This is a genomic window from Paenibacillus sp. sgz302114, from assembly GCF_056120345.1.
The window spans coordinates 161139-180215 of sequence record NZ_JBVYOI010000006.1 but is presented as its reverse complement, the minus strand read 5'-3'; the positions used below and the strand labels follow the sequence as shown (position 1 = coordinate 180215).

The window sequence follows — 19077 nt, the reverse complement described above, 5'->3', positions numbered from 1 at the left end:
TTTACTAACGGCTGTATGCTAAATTGGTAATATAATGATTCTACTGACCTATAGTACAGGGTCTGTGGACGTGGTGCGAATGGAGGCTTGACGTTGACACAAAGCTTTAGACCCTTCTTGTTTATACTGTTCATCTCGACTGTGCTTGTGGCAGGCATCAGCCTTTATTCCTACTCACAGTCCAAAGTGATTTTGAAGGAAAGAATGACACTATCTACCCAGCAGACCGTTATGCAAACGGTCGATGAGCTTAATCTTATGCTGCGTACCTACGAAGACCTCACCTACAACGTCATTACAGACGCCGGGATTCTCAGCAGTCTTCAAATCTACGGCGACATGCAAGGCGACCAACTTGATCGCTATAACGCCGCAAATCAGATCAAGTCGATCCTCTCCGTGCGGTTCTTCAGCAAAGCTGACATTAAAGATGTACATTTCTTCCCGATTGATAGCTTCGTTAATGAGATCTCGACAGTCGGCCCTTCCGAACCAAGGCTCGCCTATGTGAATAGCGATTGGTACAAGCAGGCGATTGCCGGAAATGGACGCAATGTCTGGCTCGAAACGAGACGGACCGGTTTTCTGGGAAGCGGGCAGCCCTCCTTTGCCATTAGCCGGATATTAACGCTGCCGACCGGAATGAAGTTTATTCTATTCGTCGAAATCAGCACACAAGACGTCAACAGCGCGCTCGCTGAAGCCACTCTTGGCAAAACAGGCGAAATGGTCCTGCTGAACGATGAGAACCGGCTGCTCAGCCAGTCGCGACAAAGCGTAACCGGCGATAAATACCGGATTCCTCTGCTTGCGCCGGATAAAGCAAATCGGGATGAGTCGAAGTATTTGATGCGGAACGCTGTAACTCGTATTGATGGCAAACAACAGCTGGTCGTCACTGGCAAGCTAGCCTCGACAGGCTGGACTATAGAGGCGGTTGTGCCGGTGAACGAGCTGATTCAAGATACAGCGAAGCTCCGCAACACGATGCTGATCTGTATCGTCTTCATTGGCATTGCGACATTTCTGGTCAATTACTTGTATCAGCGCAGACGAAGCAGTGCGGCGATCCGCTATATGGCCTATCACGATCACTTGACCGATCTGGCGAACCGCAATCTGTTTAATGAACTGCTGGATCGGGAAGTTGTTGTATCGAAGCAGCAAGGGCAGCGATTTGCCGTACTCTTCATCGACTTGGACAGGCTAAAGCTCATTAATGATACGTTCGGGCACGGCGCTGGAGATAAGCTGCTTGTCGATATTGCGACGAAGCTGAAGCGGCAGCTTCCGAAGGAGTATACGGCAGCAAGGTTCGGCGGTGATGAGTTTCTCGTCCTGATGCCGAACATCAGGGATGGTGGGGAAGTTGAATTGATCATTCACGAGCTTGCCGCGCTCATCCAGCAGCCGATTTATTATCAGGACAAAGAGCTGTATTGCTCTGCCAGCATCGGCGTCAGCATGTATCCGCAGGATGGCGATGACGGACCGTCGTTGATCAAGAACGCGGATATGGCCATGTACAGCGTGAAGGAAAGCGGACGAAGCAGTCATCGCTTCTACGACAGTGCGATGGACAAGAAGACGTATGGAAAGTTCGAGCTGGAGCGCGATTTGCGCAAGGCGCTGGAGCGGGAGCAGCTGCTGCTCGTCTATCAGCCGCAGGTTCATATGGAATCTGGCACAATCGTAGGTGTGGAAGCGCTCGTTCGTTGGAAGCATCATGAGCAGGGGATGATCTCTCCAGCTGACTTTATCCCCATTGCCGAAGAAACACGCCTTATCATCCCAATCGGCGAATGGATTCTGTACACCGCATGCAAGCAAAATAAAACGTGGCAAGAGGACGGCCTGTCACCGGTTCATGTTTCGGTCAACCTGTCAATTCATCAATTCCAGAGTCCCGGCATCGTCGATAATGTCGCTAGCATCTTGCGCGAGACGGGGCTTGCGCCACAGTGGCTGGAGCTGGAGATTACGGAATCCATTGCGATGCATGATGTGGAGCAGGTTATTCGAACCTTGCAAGGCTTGTCGGATTTGGGGGTCAAAATATCCATTGATGATTTTGGCACCGGCTATTCCTCACTCAGTTATTTGAAGAACTTCCCAATTGAACGTCTGAAGGTGGACAAGTCCTTCCTCGATAATATGATTGAAAGTCCGAAGGAACGCGCCATCGTAGGGTCCATCATTGTCATGTCGCACAGCCTTGGCCTTAAAGTGACTGCTGAAGGTGTGGAGAAAGCGGAGCAGGTGCAATTGCTGCGTGAGCTGAGCTGTGACGACGCGCAAGGGTATTACTACAGCCGTCCGCTGCTGCCTGACGATTGTGCCGAACGATTAGCCGAGAATGCAACTTATGCGGTCAGGGGGTAGGCGTCAATGGAGATAACTGCAAGAGGAAGAATGCAGCTTCTGCATGGCTTGCTAGTGGCGACGACTGTTATGGCGGCAGGCTGCAGCGCGAAAGATGCGAAGTCGACAGGGGACGCCCAAGTAATGGATGCACAGGCGACTAGCGGCGAAGAGGAGAACAGCGCCACGGCGGAGGGCGATGTGCAGCTGCGGATGATGGAAAGCTTGACGAACCCGCAGCGAACGGAAATCCTGAAGTCGCTCATTGCACAATTCGAGCAGGAGTATCCAACGATTCAAGTGGAGCTGATCTCGCCGCCGTTTAACCAGGCGGATGAAACCATAGAGACGATGCTATCGACAAAGCAAGACCTTGACGTGGTTGAAGTCCGTGAAATTAACGTTGCGGACTATGTGAACAAGCAATATATCGAATCGCTCGATGCATACACCGCCAGCTGGCAGGATTATTCCACGGTACAGCAAATTCCTCTTAACGTGGGGAGCGTGAACGGCAAGCTGTATTTTCTGGCGAATGGACTGTACGAGCGTCAGCTCTACTATCGCAAAGATTGGTTTGATCAGGCGAATATTGTCCCGCCGTCTACATGGGGCGAGATCTATGACGCCGCTGTGAAGCTGACTGATCCCGCGCGTAATCAATACGGTTTCTCCTTCCGCGGCGCGAAGGGCGCGAACGGTGTCTTCGACGGCATGATCCGCACCTACAACGGAACGGCTATGAACTTGGCGGACGGCGCTTTTCTAAACAGCGGCTCCACGATCTATTCAACGCCGGCTGCGAACGAGGCGCTGACGCTCTATAAGAAACTGTATGAGAATGCGTCGCCGAAGGAATCGGTGTACTGGGGATTTGATGAGCAGGTGAAGGCATTCACATCCGGTCAGACCGCGATGCTGCTGCAGGACAGCGACGTCATTCAGACGCTGGAGACTCAGATGAAGCCTGGTACATGGGCGGCCGTACCGATGCCCAAAGGCCCAAGCGGCAAGTCGCTGATTACGGTCGGCGCAGCAGGCTGGGGCATTCCGTCAGACTCCGCGCACAAGGATGCGGCATGGAAGCTGATCGCATTCCTATCGAGTTCGGAACAGAACACGGTGTTCAGCAAAAAATATGGGCTTGTGCCGATCCATACGACGGCAGCGAATGATCCGTATTTCATATCAGGCCCGTATAAAACGCTGCTCGATATGACCAATGATCCGGAAACCTATTTATACTATCAAACACCGATCAAGTACCCGGGTAATAATGAATGGTCCAAAGTATCAACAACGACGGAGCAGGAGATGCTGCTTGGCAAAGCCACGGTTCAGGAGACGCTTGTAAAGTGGGATGCGTACTGGAAGGAGCAGCAGCGGCTGATGCAGGGCAAATAGATGGCAAGGCAGAGAGCGGTTCTATCCGGAAGGATGGAGCTGCTTTATTTTTAAATCTAAGAAAGTATAAGTTTTCGATATCCTTTGCTTAGATTTCTCCGCGAAACGTAAGCTTTTGCCGTATGGACGGCGACAGCCGTTTTCACTTGGTCGAAAAGTAGGCGTTGACACAATATGGGAAAAGAGAGTAGCATAGGTGCCATGTTCATGAAGTAACCGTTTGCATACCAATGTGATAGGGAGAGGGCATCGACTTGTACAACTTTAACGGCCTTGATATGGGGATTGGCAACTTAGCACGTTTATCGAATGCGAAGACAAGATCAATCAGTCCGGAGAATTTTACAGGAGAACCGGGCAAAGGCGGCATGGCGACAGAAGGAACCGGCAAGAACTGCGCGCGAGACTTAGGTCTAGGCTGGAAAGTATCGCCTTCGGTGGAGATTGAGCCTGGCGCTACATTGACGATGGCTGACATTGAAGGTCCCGGCGCGATTCAACATATTTGGCTGACCTGCTTCCCGGGTTCGTGGCGAAATATGATTATTCGTTTCTACTGGGACAATGAGGAGACACCTTCGGTTGAAGTACCTGTCGGCGACTTCTTCTGCAATGGCTGGCAGGAGCGCTGCAATGTGAACTCGTTCCCGATTGCGGTCAATCCGGCAGGCGGAATGAACAGCTATTGGCAGATGCCTTTCCGCCGCGCAGCGCGCGTTACGATGGAGAATACGTCTAAGACCGATAAAGCGGTGCTGTACTACCAAATCGACTATACGCTTACAGAAGTGCCGGAGGATATGGCTTATTTCCACGCGCAGTGGAGAAGAAGCAATCCGGTTGCTTATAAAGATGTGCACACCTTAATTGACGGCGTGACGGGCAAAGGTCACTACGTCGGAACATACCTGGCATGGCAGGTGAACAATACCGGCTGGTGGGGCGAAGGCGAGATCAAGTTCTACATGGACGGCGATACGGAATATCCGACGATCTGCGGCACGGGGACGGAAGATTACTTCGGCGGCGCGTGGAACTGGGAGCATCCGCAAGGGCAGTACGGCGTGTACTCGACACCGTTCCTCGGCATGCACCAGGTTATCAAGCCGGACGGCTTGTACCGGAGCCAGCAGCGCTTCGGCATGTATCGTTGGCATGTGCAGGACCCGATTCGCTTCGAGACGGAGCTGCGCGTAACGATACAAGATCTCGGCTGGCGTTCTGGCGGACGCTACCTGCCGCAACAGAGCGACATCGCATCGACGACGTTCTGGTACCAGGCAGAGCCGCATGCACCATTCCCAGAGCTTCCGGGCAATGATGAGCGTGAAGTGATTTAGTCTCGATTGATTGGACAAGCAGAGCTGACAGGGCCGACTCATTGGGGAGTCGGCTCTGTTTCGTGCTGCATTCGGGAGATGCGGGAGTGCGAAAGCGGACGTGTAGGCCGGTAGCTGGTATTGAGAGAGGAAAAGCCGCTCTCGGAAGCCGAAAAAGGGGTAATCGTGTGTTGAGAGAGGAAATATTCTCTCTCGGAGTGCGAAAGCGCCGCTTCAGCTGCTGAGGGCACGTATGTATTCTCTCAGCTATAAAATGTTGGTTAGTTGGGTAGGTTGAGGGTGGTGAGAGCACGTGTATGTGCTCTCCCACGCGGGACCTCGAGCGACACCCGGAGGTTTTCCGATTCTCGCCATGAAGAGGCAGTTCCAGCCGACTCACTAGGGAATCGGCTTTTTTTGCTTACCTGCGAAGCCGTTTAACGCCGTTATAGATGGACCATAAACCAACGGCACAATAAAGCACGGTACGAAGGGTGCTGACGTATGGAGGGATGAACGCAATCGTCATACAGACCAGCCCTAGAGCTATCATGATATATGCATAGATTTTGATACCCATTTGATTACACTCCCTTGCTCAATTACGTTCCTAAGGCGAAACATGCTATGATAAGTTTACCCTAATCTTTGGAAAAGTGGGAGATGTTTCGATGCCTAGACGCCGTCGTTCAAAAGGGTTCGTATGGTTCATATGGTTCGTGGTGTATGCGGCGCTCGTGACCGCTTATGTCTGGTACACGTCGCCGAATAATGTACCTTCCTCGTATACCGGAACAGCAGCTGATCCGACTACGTTCTTCTCAAGTAAGCAGCTCGCCGATAGCGCGAGATTGAATGCGATGCGCAATTGGATCTTCTTCATCAGCGCGCCGTGGGAGTGGCTCATCTATCTGTTTCTGCTGTTCGGCGGGCTCGCTCGTTATTGGCGGGATGCGCTGGAGTCGTGGAGATTGCCGCTTGTCGTACGGTTTCCACTCTACGTGCTGCTTGTAGATGCCGCTGCGTTCGTGCTCTACTTGCCACTGCGGGCGCTTAGCTTTGCCTTGTCCAAGTCGTATGGCATCTCGACACAGCCATGGCCCGGCTGGATTCGGGATAAGCTCGTTGCCTTCGGCGTCGGCTATATCACCTTACTCGCTGTTACGGCTGTCGCGTTCTGGATAATGTCGCGCAGAGGACGCTGGTGGCTGAAGCTGTGGCTCATTTCGGTGCCTTTTACCGCATTCATGATGTACGTGCAGCCGGTTATTATCGACCCGCTGTATAATCACTTCACGCGTCTGTCCGATCCGCAGCTGGAACAGGAGATTCTTGCGCTCGCTGCCAAGTCCGACATTCCCGCGAGCCGAGTCTATGAAGTGGATATGTCCGCCAAAACAAATGCCATTAACGCCTATGTCACTGGCATCGGCTCATCCTTGCGTATCGTTCTCTGGGATACGACGCTGAAGCAGCTGAACGAGCAGGAGATTCTGCTCATCATGGCGCATGAGATGGGGCATTATGCGATGCATCATCTCGAATGGAGCGCTCTGGGCGCGGTAGGCTCGTCGCTGGTCGTGATCGTCATTGGCGGTTGGATCTATATCTGGTCGATCCGCCGCTTCGGAGATCGGCTTGGTATTCGCAGCCGCTCGGATATAACGGCCCTGCCGCTGCTGCTGCTTATCCTGTCGCTGTTATCATTCGCGTCGCTTCCGGTGAGCAATTATGTGTCCCGCCAAGCGGAATCGGCGGCAGATGCGTACGCCATGGATCTGCTGGGCACCGCGGACGGGTCGATATCGATGCAGCAGAAGACCGCACTCGTTACGCTGAGCGATATGAATCCGCCGCTGCTCGTTCGCTGGTTCCGCGACACGCATCCGAGCGATATGGAGCGGATTGTCGCTGCGATGGAGTTCGCGAAGGCGCATCCGCGTGCAGCGGCTGAGACCGACGCCGCTGTCAAAGGGGCCGCTTCAAGTGACTAGCGGCGCAGCGGGAGGAGAGGTATCGCTCTATCTGCTCAGCGGACTGGCGACGGCTCCGCTGTTTATGGAAAGTTTCCGTTCCGCCTTGCATGGCGTGCTGGGACGGGAAGGGTACGAGGTGGCTACATCCGAGCTGCTGTTCCCTTACGGGAATTGGGGTCGTCGCGTCGTGCCGCAGATTTGGGAGATTGGCCGGGACATGCGGCGCAGCCCGCACAAGACGGGGCGCTCGATCGGCGGCAGGCGCACGGTGGCGGCAATTGTCGAGAGTAGGCACCGCCTCGGTCTGCCTGCTTCCGGCGGAGGCAGAACGATTCTCGTTGGCCACAGCGGCGGCGGTGTCGCAGCGGTGCATGCCGCGATGCAGCTAATGGAGCAAGGCGACGAAGGGCGAAGTCCGCTCGTCGTCATGATTGGTTCGCCGCGCTGCCGCATTCCGGCGCAGCTTCGGCAGTCGGTGCTGTACGTGTATGCGACTCCTGCCGGGACACCATCGTCCGGCGGCAGAATTGCGGACATGATCTGCAAGCTGGGGACATTCGGCGGCTGGGGCGGAGGCAGCAGCGGAGATTTCGCCGGCAGAGCGCCGCGCCGCTCGTTTCCGGGCTGGAACCATAATAAGTACGGCCCGGCTGGCGCTTGCGGAGTGCCGATTGTCGGATGGCACCCGGATTATTTTCGCGAGCAGGCTCCGTACGTCAATGGAATGGGGTTATCGAACCAGTGGCTGACCCTGCATGCCGTGTGGGAATGGCTGCGCGGCAAAATATAGCTTGCCGCTGGCTGGTTATTTTGCTATTTTGCATAGTAGAAGATAACGCTATTATTGGTAAGCTGACTAGGAGGACTTGGGGAGCATGTTGATTGGAGCAGTTGAAGCGGGTGGAACAAAGTTTGTTTGTGGGATTGGGAACGAGGACGGCATCATTCAAGATCGGGTGAGCTTCCCGACGGAAGAGCCGGATAAGACGATTGCTAATGTCATTCAATATTTCCGTGATAAAAAGGTTGAAGCAATTGGTATCGGCTCGTTTGGACCAATCAATATTGATCCAGCTAGCCCGCAGTACGGCTACGTCACAACGACGCCAAAGCCGCTCTGGGGCAACTATCCGGTTCTGCCGGAGCTGCGCAAAGTATTCGACGTGCCATTCGGCTGGGATACTGACGTTAACGCGGCTGCGCTTGGTGAAGCGACTTGGGGTGCGGCGGCTGGTCTCGACAGCTGCTTGTACTATACGGTCGGTACTGGTATCGGCGTTGGCGTCTATGCAGAGGGCAAAATGGTGCACGGTCTCGTTCATCCCGAAGGCGGCCATGTGCTGACACGCCGTCATCCGGAGGATACGTTCGAAGGCTCCTGCCCGTATCACAGCGACTGCTTGGAAGGTATGGCGGCTGGACCTGCAATTGAACGCAGATGGAAGGTCAAGGGAAGCGAGCTCGGCGTCGATCACCCGGCTTGGGAGATGGAAGCCTTCTACCTCGGACAAGCGATAGCGAACGCGATTCTGCTGCTGTCGCCGAAGAAGATCATTCTTGGCGGCGGCGTCATGCATCAAGAGCAGCTGTTCCCGCTTATCCACGCGGAAGTGAGCAAGAACTTGAAGGGCTACATCAGCGCTGAAGCCGTACTGGACGGCATCGGCAGCTACATCGTGCCGCCAGGCCTTGGCGACAACGCGGGCTTGTGCGGTTCGCTCGCGCTCGGCCTGCGTGCGCTGCAAGAGTCGAAGTAGTATTGGATATGAAAAAAGAAAAGGACTCATGCCCTGTTGTTGTGGCAGGAGTCCTTTTCTTGTGGCTCATAAAAAACTGTTGCACCTCACGTAGCGTGATGCATTAGGATGAAGGTACGAGGTGATGATGTGCTTTACAAAGTTAAGGAAGTTGCCGAAATGGTAGGCATTAGCATACGCACCCTACACCATTATGATGAAATCACTTTGCTAGTGCCGCAATCCGTGAACCCATTTGGACATCGTCTTTACACGGACAGGGAATTGGAACGGCTTCAGCAAATCTTGTTCTTTCGCGAAATCGGACTTTCCTTGCACGAGATTAAAGACATCATGGACAGTCCCGGCTATGACCGCAAACGAACACTAGAAAAGCATAAAGAGCTGCTGTTCCAGAAAAAGAAGCGTCTGGAGGACATCATTGACACCGTGGCCAAATCGATTCACTCTATGGAAGGCGGGTATACAATGAGTGCTAAAGAGATGTTCGCTGGTTTTGATCCTAAGGCGATCGAAGCCAACAAGAACAAATACGCTGCATTAGGTAAGGAGCATACATTAGCTGTCAATGTGGATGGTACGGTTTGGGGATGGGGCAGCGTTGGCAAGGCGAAGAGTGAAGACGGAAGCAAGCCTACATTAATCCAATTACTATCCAATGTTGAAGGGATAGCTGCCGCAGTCTACCACTCGTTCGCTGTAAAGTCTGACGGGACCGTATGGGGATGGGGGAAGAATACACACGGTCAGCTTGGCACGGGTACGATCGACAATTATGTCGACACTCCCATTCAAGTGGAAGGTATTCAAGATGTAGCTGCGGTTTCGGCGGGCGTATTTCATACGTTAGCATTAAAAAAAGACGGCATGATTTGGTCATGGGGGCCCAATTGGTACGGCCAGCTTGGAGACGGAACCGTTGATTCAAGAATATCTCCTGTGCGAGTAGAGGGAATAGCCGACGTTAAAGAAGTTGCAGCCAATTGTTTTCACTCCATGGCGTTAAAAAACGACGGAACGGTTTGGCGATGGGGCGCCTATGGAGATTGCACAGACCCTTACCCGATTAGAGATGAGGTCTGGACGCCTACACAAGTTCCTTCGCTTGATCGAATCATACACATCTCTGCAGGTGGTTGTCACGGTACGGCTTTGAGAGAGGATGGCACCGTTTGGACTTGGGGCTTCAACCCGGAAGGGCAATTAGGAGATAAAACATTCGATGCCAAATGCTCGATCATGCCAAGAATGGTCATTGGACTTACCGATGTTCAAACCGTTGCGGCAGGGGGACGTTTTACTTTGGCGCTTTGCAAGGATGGTACCGTTTGGGCATGGGGCAGCAACGCCTTCGGTGAGCTTGGAGACGGATCCTACGAGAATAATAGATCAGCGAAACCGGTACAAGGCTTATCGAATATCATCCATATTGCTGCAGGAACGAAGCACGCGATGGCCGTTGACAAGGATGGAAGCGTTTGGCTATGGGGGAGAAATACCCAAGGACAGCTTGGCGATACCACCGAAACCTCGCGTAATGTGCCATTCAAAAGTTTTGAAATTAATGCTTAACTATACTATTCATATATCTAGGAGGCATCATGTACGATAATCTCATAAATGATCTATTACTAGAACAATATTCAATGGTTGCTGAGCAAATCGAATTCATTTCTTACAGTGGCAAAATGGTTTATAAGGTTCATAGTGCAAACAAGGAACAATATATGTTTGATCTCTTCGTTAAGAAGGAGCAGGAAGATAGCACTTCAAATGATGATAACCATAAATACTATACGCCTGCAGCCATCGCATCTGAAGCGCGTATCCTCCATATTTTGAATCAGAAGTATCCAGAGCTTAAATCTCCATCCCCTGTGCCGAATAAGGACGGTCAATTGCTGTCATCGATAACGGTCAATGGAACAAGCACGCAATGTTTGGTAAGAAATTTTATTCCCGGCGTTGAACTGGTGCAGTACTCGCCAGAATATACAAATCAAGCTTATGATGCAGGCGTCGCAGCTGCTAAACTGCACCAATGCTCGATAGAACATATGCAGGACGAATATAACAACAGACCTGTTCATAGGCAGCAGTATGTAAGCAAAATAATAAATACCATAGAACGCGGCATTGACGTCGGTACGATTACAACCGCTCAATACACGATTGTTAAGGATGCGCTCAATTTCATCATACGTAGAATGGACGAGATGGATCAAAACTCTGAATATCTCGGTATCGTTCATACCGATTTGCGTGATGCGAATTTTTTAACCGATGGGGAGAATGTAATTCCTATAGATTTTGGGAGATGCATCTACGGCTATCATTTGTATGACTTAGGAGAAATGTGCGCGCATATGGGAGGGGAGGGCAGCATTTACTGCGAGCAAATCGTTAAAGGCTACCACTCTATACGCAAACTTACACATGACGATATCGTTTCCATTGAGGCATTCAAAATGTTGTTTATATTGAGCGTTATTGCAGAATTCATCTTACAGACGGAGAATACTTACGTTTACGATACGTTGAAAAGGTTAACCGAGAATGATCTCGTACATCTGCTTGCCGGTGAACCGATTATTCCAAACATTAGAAGTGTTATTCAATAACTTGCCAGATGTTCAGGGATGCCCATAACGGGCATCCCTTTTTTATGGTGATACTTTTTTATGGTGATACTGATTATTTTACGGCTCGCTTACAAGCTGCTTGCCGCTGTAGTTCTCGATTGTGACCGCATAGCCCTGCGGCACGATTAATCGGTAGTGCAGTTCATCGCCTTCGATGCGCCAATCCAGCTCGATCGGGCCATCCGGCGTCGGCTGCTTGCCGCTGCACCAAGCGAGCCCCGTGTCCATGAAGGCAATCTCGAGCGATTGCTGCTTCCGGTCCACGGAGGCGATGCCGAGCCCGTCCCGGTAGAGGCTGCGCACGACATGCGAAGCAAAGCCGTGATTGCAGCTCGCCGTCGTCCGGTTATGCTCCCACAGCGTGCCTGTCCGCTCCGCCATGACGCTGAAGAATGCTCTGACCTCCGCGAGCAGCTGCTTTGCAAGGCCAAGCTGCGACAGCAGCTCCATGCGCAAATAATAGCCGATGAACGCGTTCGCCGGATGAATCCCGTTAATGCCGGCAAGAGGAGGTTCATTGGCGACGCGAATCGGGCTGAAATCATTCACGAGACTCATATACCAGTCGTTCTGTTCCTGTGGATCGGCAATACCGAAGAAGGCGGCGTAATACTGGCACACCTCTGTACGGTTATCCGTCACCTCAAGCACGCCATCCGCGTCCTCCATCGCCTGATCCACGTAGAACGAGCCGTCGTAAGACAGCTCTCTTATCATCTGTTTCACCATCGATGCATCATCGTAATAGGACTCGGTGCCATATAGCCGCGCAGCAGCTTCAAGAGCGCCGGCATACAGCATATTACTCGGGAAATTAATCCCCTTCACGAAATCATTCGCTTTCGACCACTCAATAAACACCCAGCCTTCAAGGTTCTCGAGCAGCCCGAACTCATTTCGGAAGCCTTCAAAATAGTGCAGAAGCGCTTCGACCCTTGGCTGCAGCGAAGCGATCAGCTGCTCATCGCCGCCGCGGGACTGAAACTCCTCCAGCTGAATAATGAACCAGAGCGCCCAGTTCGGAATGAACGTGCCGTCATAGTGATCCGCAGGATAGCACATCGGCAGCATCCCTTCCGGCAGCTGCTCGAACCGTTCAGGAAGGAGGAAATTTTCGAAGAAGTTATGCTCAAGCACATGATCGCCAGTCAGATCGGCCTCGACACGGGCGGCGAAGAAGCTGTCGCACAGCCAGCCTGCACGTTCGCGGGAAGGGCAGTCCGTGAAGTTGTCGACCGCATTCTGTCGGAACGATTCACGCGCCGCTTCGAAGATTGCGCCGAGAGCTTCGTCAGAGCAGCTGAATCCGGCTCGGTCCGCATCGGGATTGGTGTACTCCCGGAGCGTGCATATCGTCATCGTGCAGCTGCCCTCAAGTGCAATTAGCTTCAAGTACTTCATCGTGTATGGCTCGATGGTCTCGAAATCATAAGCGCCCGGCTCGCATGTTAAATAAATGACATTCGAGCATTCCAGACGCAGATGATCGACATCTCCATCGGTAAGAATTTCATCGAAGGTCAGTGCAATTCGCGAAGGCACTTCGCACCGGAAAGCGATACCGATAAATCCGGTACGATTGCAGTCGAACTCGACGATCGCAGCGCCATGCTGCTCCAGGTGCAGCTCCCAAGGCAGCTTCGGCTCGCAATGCTCCTGCCAGCTTGTCCGCAGCTGGCCAAGCTCATCGGTCGGCAGCAGCTCCAGCTCATCGACTGTGAAGCCTTTCAATAACGGCCCGATATCGCTAATAGCTCGGTCCCGCCAAGGCTCCACGGCCTCATCGCGTCGTGCAACCGAGCCCCGTGCCACGACGGACACAGGCGTTACCAAACCAAACGCAGGCTTGCTTACGCCGCGAGGCAGCAGCCGCTTCGCTTCCGCCACAGCTGCTTCCGCCGGCGCAGACGGCTTCGCTTCTTCATCGTAACGCCAGTGGTGCATCCCTGGCGTCAGCCGATACGCTTCCATGAATGGGCGCTGGAAGCTGTATCGCTGCACCTTCTGCACACGTTCCGGCAGCACGAATGCCTCGAATTCGCCGACGCCATCGTTCTCATTCCGATTCCCGCCACAGCCAGTCGCAGCAATAATAACACCATCCGCCTCAACCTCCGCCTGCACGAAAGAAGGCTGATCCAGCGTGTAGAAGCTGTTCACGTTGTAACCAGCGACTTCAATCGCGACGATGCTCGGCTGTCCGGTCGCAAATACGTCATTATTAAAGTTCCATTCATCGACGCGGTAATAGCCATGAGGTCCAGCTGCAGGTCCATGACCAACGAAGATGCCATTTACGTACAGGCGGTAACGCGCAGAGGCGGTAATTCGTATGAGGCAGCTGTCCGGCAGCTTGCCATCCGCGTTCATAAGCTGAGCGCGGAAGCCGCCGGTTATATTCATCGCCGTTTCCAGGCCAGCGGGCCAGATCGGCTGTGCTTTTGCAAACTTCAACTCAAGATCCCTCCATGTAACTATATATTCGGCCGAGCGACGCCGCAGCTCGCGCGGATAATCAGCTCTGACGGGATGACGATATTTTGTGCGCCGCGGTCCTTCTTGCGGGTGAGCAGCTTGTGAAGCAGCTTCGCACCTTCCTTGCCGATCTCGTACAGGTCCGTCGTCACTGACGTAATGCCATACTTCTCCGCCAGCTCGGAATTCTCGAAGCTGATGAGCGCGACATCGCGCGGAATGGACAAGCCCTGCTCGCGGGCATATTCAATGACGCCGACCGCTTGAACATCGCGTCCGGATATGATCGCCGTCGGTGGCTCTTTCAGCGTCATGAACGCGGTGGCAGCTTGATAGCCGCTTCGTTCCTTCTCATCGCCAATGAATACATAGTCTTCTCGGTAGCGAATGCCCGCCTCTTCAAGCGCATCGCGATACCCCTCCAGCCGGTCCTCGCAGACGAGAAACTCGAGTGGACCTGGACTTATGAAGGCAATACGAGTATGCCCAAGCTGAAGCATATGCTGCGCATTGCGGTAAGCGATATCATAATTGTCGACGTCAACCGAGTTAACCTGGTTCTTCAGCCCGTTACTGCCAATGATGACGACGGGAAAATGATGATCGGACAGCTCTTCGATGATCGATGAATCATGATTCGGCAAACAGATCAGCACGCCATCCATGGCACGCTCGCGCATAAGCTTAATCAGCTTGGGTGTTTTTGCTTTATGACCGATATTGTCCCAGGAGATAAGAAGGTTGTAGTCTTTCTGGTCGAGCACCTCGCCGATGCCTTGCAGAAGATGCGAGAAGACGCTGTTGCCAGCGAAGGAGAAGAAGTTGGAAGCGGGATGAGGCGTGAATAAGCAAATATTATTCGTTTTGCGAGTGACAAGCCCGCGGGCGGCTGAGTTTGGCTGATAGTTCAGTCGTTTAATGACCTCAAATATGCGTTCCTTCGTTTCCTGCGCGACGGGAGCAGTCCCGTTGAAGGCGAATGAAACGGTCGAGATCGATACGCCGGCTTCCCGCGCAATATCTTTAATCGTGACGCTGCGGCCCTCTTTGTTCATCGCACGCACCCTCTAAAAACGTTTTATATCGTAAACGTAGCATGACTTCCATTTTCCGTCAATTAGCTGAGCGCTTTCACGCCCAATATAATAAAAACGTTTTGTATGAAGAACAGTCTTCGCTCTTATCAGTTCGCCGCGGTCAGGGTATACTCGAATGGAATCCATGACTGCTCAAGGAGGTTTACGCCATTAAGGAGAAGAAGATCACACATGCCATTCCATTCGGCTTCGAGCCTTCAAAGACGACGACGGGCAAAGGAACGCTGATCTATTACGATACGTTCGAGCATACATCGGATGCGGAGCTTGACTTTGCAGCGCAGCTTGCCGGCGAGCGGTCGTTCGTAAGGCTCGTGCTGTATCCACTGCATGAGGAAACGGTGAGAAGGATGACAAAAGAGCCGGTCCGCGCCTACCATAAGCGGCTCGATCAGCTGCACGAGTGGAAGCGCGAGCACAGCAGCGGCGGAGCTGGCATCATCATTGAAGGCTTCGAGGGCAAGCGGAAGAAGTATACACCGATTGACACCGCGCTGCGGCATCTGACACAGACGTATCCTTCGCCCTATTTTGTATACATGAGTCCTGAAACTGCCAATCTATTCGCTTCGTTCGAATCCTTCGAAGAGTGGATCGTGAAGCTGAGGCTGCTGCTGCCGATGGAGCCGAGCGTGCTGCATCCGAGACTTGCGGAGTACCGCAGTCGCTGGGAAGTTGCCTCTACATAACGAACAATAAAAAAAAACGACTCGCCCATATACAGGTAAAGTCGGTTTTGTTATGCTGCGGTTCGGCGTGGAAGAGCAGCGGGGGAATTGCTGCCGTCGGCAATTGCACGAAGCTCTTTCAGCAGCTCATTGAGTTCTTGGCGAAGCTCGCTCAGCTCGGCGCTGCATCTTGCTTGCAGCTTGTCTAGCTCGCTTGCCGAGAGTCTGTCCTGCTTAATTTGGAAAATCAATTTGTTCGTCATCGTTTCGCTGTCGCACAGACGATTGGCATACACAATGGCAGGTGCATGGTTCATGATTCGTATTCACACTCCCTTCCTCTTAGCTGAACTTAGTGTAACAGCCAAGTATTAACGGGAGATTTGGAAAGTGTGAAACGAGTATTAAATTTGTTATTTCATTTCGCGAAGGAACGTTGCATCGCCGATTAGCAAGTAGGTGACGACAGGCGAAGGACCGTCGTTCAGAATGACGCTGATTCCGTAATCGTAAGGTATACGGGTAGGTCTTGCTGGAAGTTCGTTTAGAAGCTCTAACCCTGATGCATGTTCTGAAAAATAGTAAGTCCAGCCTGGCGGGTCGGCTGCTGTCGGTTTGCCGTACAGTCGCTCCAAGACGGCTGCGGAGCTCTGCATCGTAATGCCGCGCGGCGTTCGGAATAGATGAGCGGGGTCCTCTCTCAGCTTAATGCCAACTGCTTTCGTGCCGCGATAGTAGACAGACATGCTGTCATATTCATGGATTGGAAGCGACATCGTATAGCTCTCGTAGCTTCCGAGCAGCTTGTCTATGTCTGCCATCTCCATCCCTAGCCGGACGGTGCGCCCGAGCTCGTCGGTTACGGCAAGATCGTCCATCACGAACGGGGCAGGTTTCAGCGGGAGTCCGTCGATGCTGTTTGCGAGCTGTATTTTTCTAGCTACATCACGTTTGTAAGAAGCCTTGAACATAACTTCCGAGCTGATCTCTCCGAATGCGTTGAGCGATACGATGACCTCATAAACATCAGAGCGCCCCCCAGCTGCGGCCAATTCCTTCGCTGTTCGCAGCTGCTTGAACAAATACGAATTCGCTTGATACCTATAGATACGGTCGCTTCCTGACGCTAGAGACGGTTCTCCAAGAAGCCTCTCAGCTTGCTCCCAGCTCTGGCCAGGCTTTACTCGCTTGCGAAGGGAGCCTTCCATACCGGGATCAATCATCGCCGCTCTCTCGCCTGCATAGCCGATAATAATGTCTTCCCCGTAGCGATAATAATCGCTGCTTAGCGTCTTTATTGCTTGCGGCTTGCCGAGCAGACGATCGACCTCGCTCTTGGTCATGCCAAGCTGCAAAGCGACATCGCGGCCGTTAATGGGAATATAGGCAGTGAGTGGCGAGTAGTTTAGAATGCCATCTGACGCAGGCTTGAACAACGAAGCGCCGTATGCTTCCTGTGCTGTTGTGCCGCCAATCGTCCCTAGTAATGTGACTGCCAGGATGAAGATGCCGGCAAGGTGCAGCCCTTTGTTCATTTGTCGCCTCTCCTCTTGGTTAGAAATAACAGATACAGGAAATTTTATAACAGAGCTGCGGTACTTGCCTAGTGTAGAAAGGCCCTGCAACTTAAGCTGCGGCTCCTTCGTCGAAAGAGATGAGAGAGAGCATGATAAAGGGAAGGGCACTACAAGAAAGCACGAGGTGAATTGATGATGAAGAAGGTAATGAACACGCTGACGGCTGCTGCGCTTCTGACTGGCACGCTGATTAGCGGTTTGGCCGCGCCTGCCGGCGCTTTGGCTGCAACTGAAACTGCGGCTACGGCTGCGGCTCCTGCCGGATGTCGGACGGATGATCACGGGCTGAAGCTTGCGGCGATGAAGGATACGGGCAGCGCCCATGTGCAAGCGATTCAGTTTCTTGGCGCGAACATCGGCCGTGCGGCTGGCAACGGGTTTATGATAGGCACCTCGGACGGAGGCTGTCATTGGCAGTCGATCTATAATACAGGCAAGCTGAGCTTTAACCAGATGCAGTTTCTGACCAATTCGGTCGGTTATGTGCTCGCGAAGACGAGTGCGGAGAAACAGAACACGCTGCTCAAGACGACAAACGGCGGCACGAGCTACACGTGGGTTCCGACTGGGCAGTATGGATTCGACCGCATTCAATTTCTGAATGAGAACGTCGGTTATGGGTTCACTCGCCAATTTACATTCAAGACGACGAACGGCGGGAAGAATTGGACGAAGGTGACGACGCCGCCGAACACGAGGTATGTCCAGTTCATCTCGCAGGATAAAGCATGGGCGATTATTGTAAAAGCAACCGGCGGATATGAAGTCATGAAGACTTCGGATGGCGGCAAATCGTGGGTAAATTCGCTCTCGGTCAAATCGTCTGTGAGTTACGGCGGCGCGATCTATGGCACGGATAGCTCGGATGTGTGGGTCTTGCTTTACGGCGCTTCCGGCATGTCGCAGACTTCGTATTCCGTGTTTCATACGACCGATGCCGGCGCGCATTGGAAGCAGGTCATTTCCAATACGACGGCAGGAGGCGGACCGGCTCCGGGTCCTGAAGTACCTGTAGGTAAGCTGCCTGGGCCGGCGGGCAGACCAACGGATATGGCTGTTATTGGCCACTCGGCAGCCTACATGGCTGCTGGAAGCGGTGCGCTGGATCAGGTTCAATTCGGCCGTTCTGTCGATGACGGCAAGACGTGGAAGAATTTGCCGAGCGGCGTACCAGGGTATGAAGCGAAGCTGTCTTTCGTATCGCCTTCAAGCGGTTATATGGCGGTGACGAGCGAATCGAACTCTGGCATTTACAAGACGATCAACAACGGCACGAAGTGGACGAAGCTGTTCGGGCTGCCTGATTCAAATTAGCGCGTTCACGGGAATGGGTTCGATGTTATAATGGTGGAAAAAAAAGGCGGTGGCAAGGGATATGCTGCAGCATGAAGGCATCCATCATGTAAGCATCATTGTAACGGATATCGAGCGGGCAAAAGCGTTCTATCGCGAGGTGATCGGGCTTGCGGAGATCGAGCGGCCGGGATTTGATTTCTCAGGTGCGTGGTATGCGATTGGCGCAGGCGGGCAGCAGCTGCACCTCATCATGCACGAAGGCGAGACGAAGCGCACCGGCGGCATCGATACGCGCGATGGGCATTTCGCCATTCGCGTGGCTGATTTCGACGCCACGATTGATTGGCTGAACAAGTGCGACATTCCGCATAAATCGAACCGGAACAGCATCACCGGCTTCGCGCAAATTTTCATCATGGACCCTGACCATAATGTGATCGAGCTGAATGCGGCGAGAGATTGAGCATGAGGGTGACAGCCGAAAAAACCGTATCCCACAGGGATA

Annotated in this window: 16 protein-coding genes; 11 read left to right on the top strand and 5 right to left on the bottom strand. The window is 52.9% G+C overall.

What is annotated here, in order from left to right:
• Positions 1 to 93: 93 nt before the first annotated feature.
• The 3 genes from AC0LWF_RS17295 (at position 94) to AC0LWF_RS17285 (ending at position 5105) form a co-directional block, all read left to right on the top strand.
• A complete protein-coding gene (locus tag AC0LWF_RS17295) occupies positions 94 to 2382 on the top strand; it encodes a bifunctional diguanylate cyclase/phosphodiesterase (protein WP_474652785.1) in 2289 nt (762 codons plus the stop codon).
• Positions 2383 to 2388: 6 nt separating this feature from the next.
• Complete coding sequence (locus AC0LWF_RS17290; protein ID WP_474652784.1) at positions 2389 to 3765, top strand: ABC transporter substrate-binding protein; 1377 nt, start codon at positions 2389 to 2391, stop codon at positions 3763 to 3765.
• Positions 3766 to 4019: 254 nt separating this feature from the next.
• Complete coding sequence (locus AC0LWF_RS17285) at positions 4020 to 5105, top strand: glycoside hydrolase family 172 protein (protein ID WP_474652783.1); 1086 nt, start codon at positions 4020 to 4022, stop codon at positions 5103 to 5105.
• 400 nt (positions 5106 to 5505) lie between these two features.
• On the opposite strand, the gene AC0LWF_RS17280 is transcribed toward AC0LWF_RS17285, so the two are convergent.
• Positions 5506 to 5664, bottom strand: a complete 159-nt coding sequence (locus tag AC0LWF_RS17280; protein ID WP_474652782.1) for a hypothetical protein — start codon at positions 5662 to 5664, stop codon at positions 5506 to 5508.
• A 91-nt stretch (positions 5665 to 5755) separates the two neighbouring features.
• Between AC0LWF_RS17280 and AC0LWF_RS17275 the strand changes: the two genes are divergently transcribed.
• From AC0LWF_RS17275 to AC0LWF_RS17255, 5 genes are all read left to right on the top strand, one after another.
• Positions 5756 to 7078 carry a M48 family metallopeptidase gene (locus AC0LWF_RS17275; RefSeq protein ID WP_474652781.1) on the top strand — a complete coding sequence of 441 codons (1323 nt, stop codon included), beginning with the start codon at positions 5756 to 5758 and terminating at the stop codon, positions 7076 to 7078.
• The gene (locus tag AC0LWF_RS17270; RefSeq protein WP_474652780.1) at positions 7071 to 7850 is read left to right on the top strand and encodes a hypothetical protein; all 780 of its coding nucleotides are present in this window, start codon (positions 7071 to 7073) and stop codon (positions 7848 to 7850) included. The genes AC0LWF_RS17275 and AC0LWF_RS17270 overlap by 8 nt, the downstream gene beginning before the upstream one ends.
• Before the next feature lie 85 nt (positions 7851 to 7935).
• On the top strand, positions 7936 to 8817 hold the full coding sequence (locus AC0LWF_RS17265; RefSeq protein ID WP_474652779.1) for an ROK family protein: 882 nt from the start codon (positions 7936 to 7938) through the stop codon (positions 8815 to 8817).
• A gap of 108 nt (positions 8818 to 8925) precedes the next feature.
• Positions 8926 to 10389, top strand: a complete 1464-nt coding sequence (locus tag AC0LWF_RS17260) for an RCC1 domain-containing protein (RefSeq protein WP_474652778.1) — start codon at positions 8926 to 8928, stop codon at positions 10387 to 10389.
• Between the two features lie 29 nt (positions 10390 to 10418).
• The gene (locus tag AC0LWF_RS17255; RefSeq protein ID WP_474652777.1) at positions 10419 to 11438 is read left to right on the top strand and encodes a phosphotransferase enzyme family protein; all 1020 of its coding nucleotides are present in this window, start codon (positions 10419 to 10421) and stop codon (positions 11436 to 11438) included.
• A 78-nt stretch (positions 11439 to 11516) separates the two neighbouring features.
• Here AC0LWF_RS17255 and AC0LWF_RS17250 read toward each other — a convergent pair whose 3' ends face one another.
• A complete protein-coding gene (locus tag AC0LWF_RS17250) occupies positions 11517 to 13913 on the bottom strand; it encodes an alpha-L-rhamnosidase-related protein (RefSeq protein ID WP_474652776.1) in 2397 nt (798 codons plus the stop codon).
• Between the two features lie 20 nt (positions 13914 to 13933).
• Positions 13934 to 14989: a LacI family DNA-binding transcriptional regulator gene (locus AC0LWF_RS17245; protein WP_474652775.1), complete on the bottom strand. Its 1056-nt coding sequence runs from the start codon at positions 14987 to 14989 to the stop codon at positions 13934 to 13936.
• A 392-nt stretch (positions 14990 to 15381) separates the two neighbouring features.
• On the opposite strand from AC0LWF_RS17245, the gene AC0LWF_RS17240 reads away from it, so the two are divergent.
• Positions 15382 to 15720, top strand: a complete 339-nt coding sequence (locus tag AC0LWF_RS17240) for a hypothetical protein (protein ID WP_474652774.1) — start codon at positions 15382 to 15384, stop codon at positions 15718 to 15720.
• A gap of 50 nt (positions 15721 to 15770) precedes the next feature.
• Here the strand turns inward: AC0LWF_RS17240 and AC0LWF_RS17235 are convergent, their stop codons facing one another.
• Positions 15771 to 16016 (bottom strand): hypothetical protein, encoded by a 246-nt coding sequence (locus tag AC0LWF_RS17235; protein WP_474652773.1) that lies wholly within the window; start codon positions 16014 to 16016, stop codon positions 15771 to 15773.
• A 96-nt stretch (positions 16017 to 16112) separates the two neighbouring features.
• A complete protein-coding gene (locus tag AC0LWF_RS17230) occupies positions 16113 to 17234 on the bottom strand; it encodes a hypothetical protein (protein ID WP_474652772.1) in 1122 nt (373 codons plus the stop codon).
• 174 nt (positions 17235 to 17408) lie between these two features.
• Between AC0LWF_RS17230 and AC0LWF_RS17225 the strand changes: the two genes are divergently transcribed.
• Both AC0LWF_RS17225 and AC0LWF_RS17220 read left to right on the top strand, forming a co-directional pair.
• On the top strand, positions 17409 to 18590 hold the full coding sequence (locus AC0LWF_RS17225) for a WD40/YVTN/BNR-like repeat-containing protein (protein ID WP_474652771.1): 1182 nt from the start codon (positions 17409 to 17411) through the stop codon (positions 18588 to 18590).
• A 61-nt stretch (positions 18591 to 18651) separates the two neighbouring features.
• Entirely contained in the window at positions 18652 to 19035 is a 384-nt protein-coding gene (locus AC0LWF_RS17220) for a VOC family protein (RefSeq protein WP_474652770.1), read from the top strand.
• Positions 19036 to 19077: the final 42 nt, after the last annotated feature.

What these genes read in the sequence shown, in the direction of transcription:
- AC0LWF_RS17235 (WP_474652773.1), bottom strand. Translation starts at nt 16,016, where the DNA reads ATGAACCATGCACCTGCCATTGTGTATGCCAATCGTCTGTGCGACAGC.
- AC0LWF_RS17240 (WP_474652774.1), top strand. Translation starts at nt 15,382, where the DNA reads ATGACAAAAGAGCCGGTCCGCGCCTACCATAAGCGGCTCGATCAGCTG.
- AC0LWF_RS17245 (WP_474652775.1), bottom strand. Translation starts at nt 14,989, where the DNA reads ATGAACAAAGAGGGCCGCAGCGTCACGATTAAAGATATTGCGCGGGAA.
- AC0LWF_RS17275 (WP_474652781.1), top strand. Translation starts at nt 5,756, where the DNA reads ATGCCTAGACGCCGTCGTTCAAAAGGGTTCGTATGGTTCATATGGTTC.
- AC0LWF_RS17290 (WP_474652784.1), top strand. Translation starts at nt 2,389, where the DNA reads ATGGAGATAACTGCAAGAGGAAGAATGCAGCTTCTGCATGGCTTGCTA.
- AC0LWF_RS17220 (WP_474652770.1), top strand. Translation starts at nt 18,652, where the DNA reads ATGCTGCAGCATGAAGGCATCCATCATGTAAGCATCATTGTAACGGAT.
- AC0LWF_RS17225 (WP_474652771.1), top strand. Translation starts at nt 17,409, where the DNA reads ATGATGAAGAAGGTAATGAACACGCTGACGGCTGCTGCGCTTCTGACT.
- AC0LWF_RS17255 (WP_474652777.1), top strand. Translation starts at nt 10,419, where the DNA reads ATGTACGATAATCTCATAAATGATCTATTACTAGAACAATATTCAATG.
- AC0LWF_RS17230 (WP_474652772.1), bottom strand. Translation starts at nt 17,234, where the DNA reads ATGAACAAAGGGCTGCACCTTGCCGGCATCTTCATCCTGGCAGTCACA.
- AC0LWF_RS17280 (WP_474652782.1), bottom strand. Translation starts at nt 5,664, where the DNA reads ATGGGTATCAAAATCTATGCATATATCATGATAGCTCTAGGGCTGGTC.
- AC0LWF_RS17265 (WP_474652779.1), top strand. Translation starts at nt 7,936, where the DNA reads ATGTTGATTGGAGCAGTTGAAGCGGGTGGAACAAAGTTTGTTTGTGGG.
- AC0LWF_RS17260 (WP_474652778.1), top strand. Translation starts at nt 8,926, where the DNA reads ATGAAGGTACGAGGTGATGATGTGCTTTACAAAGTTAAGGAAGTTGCC.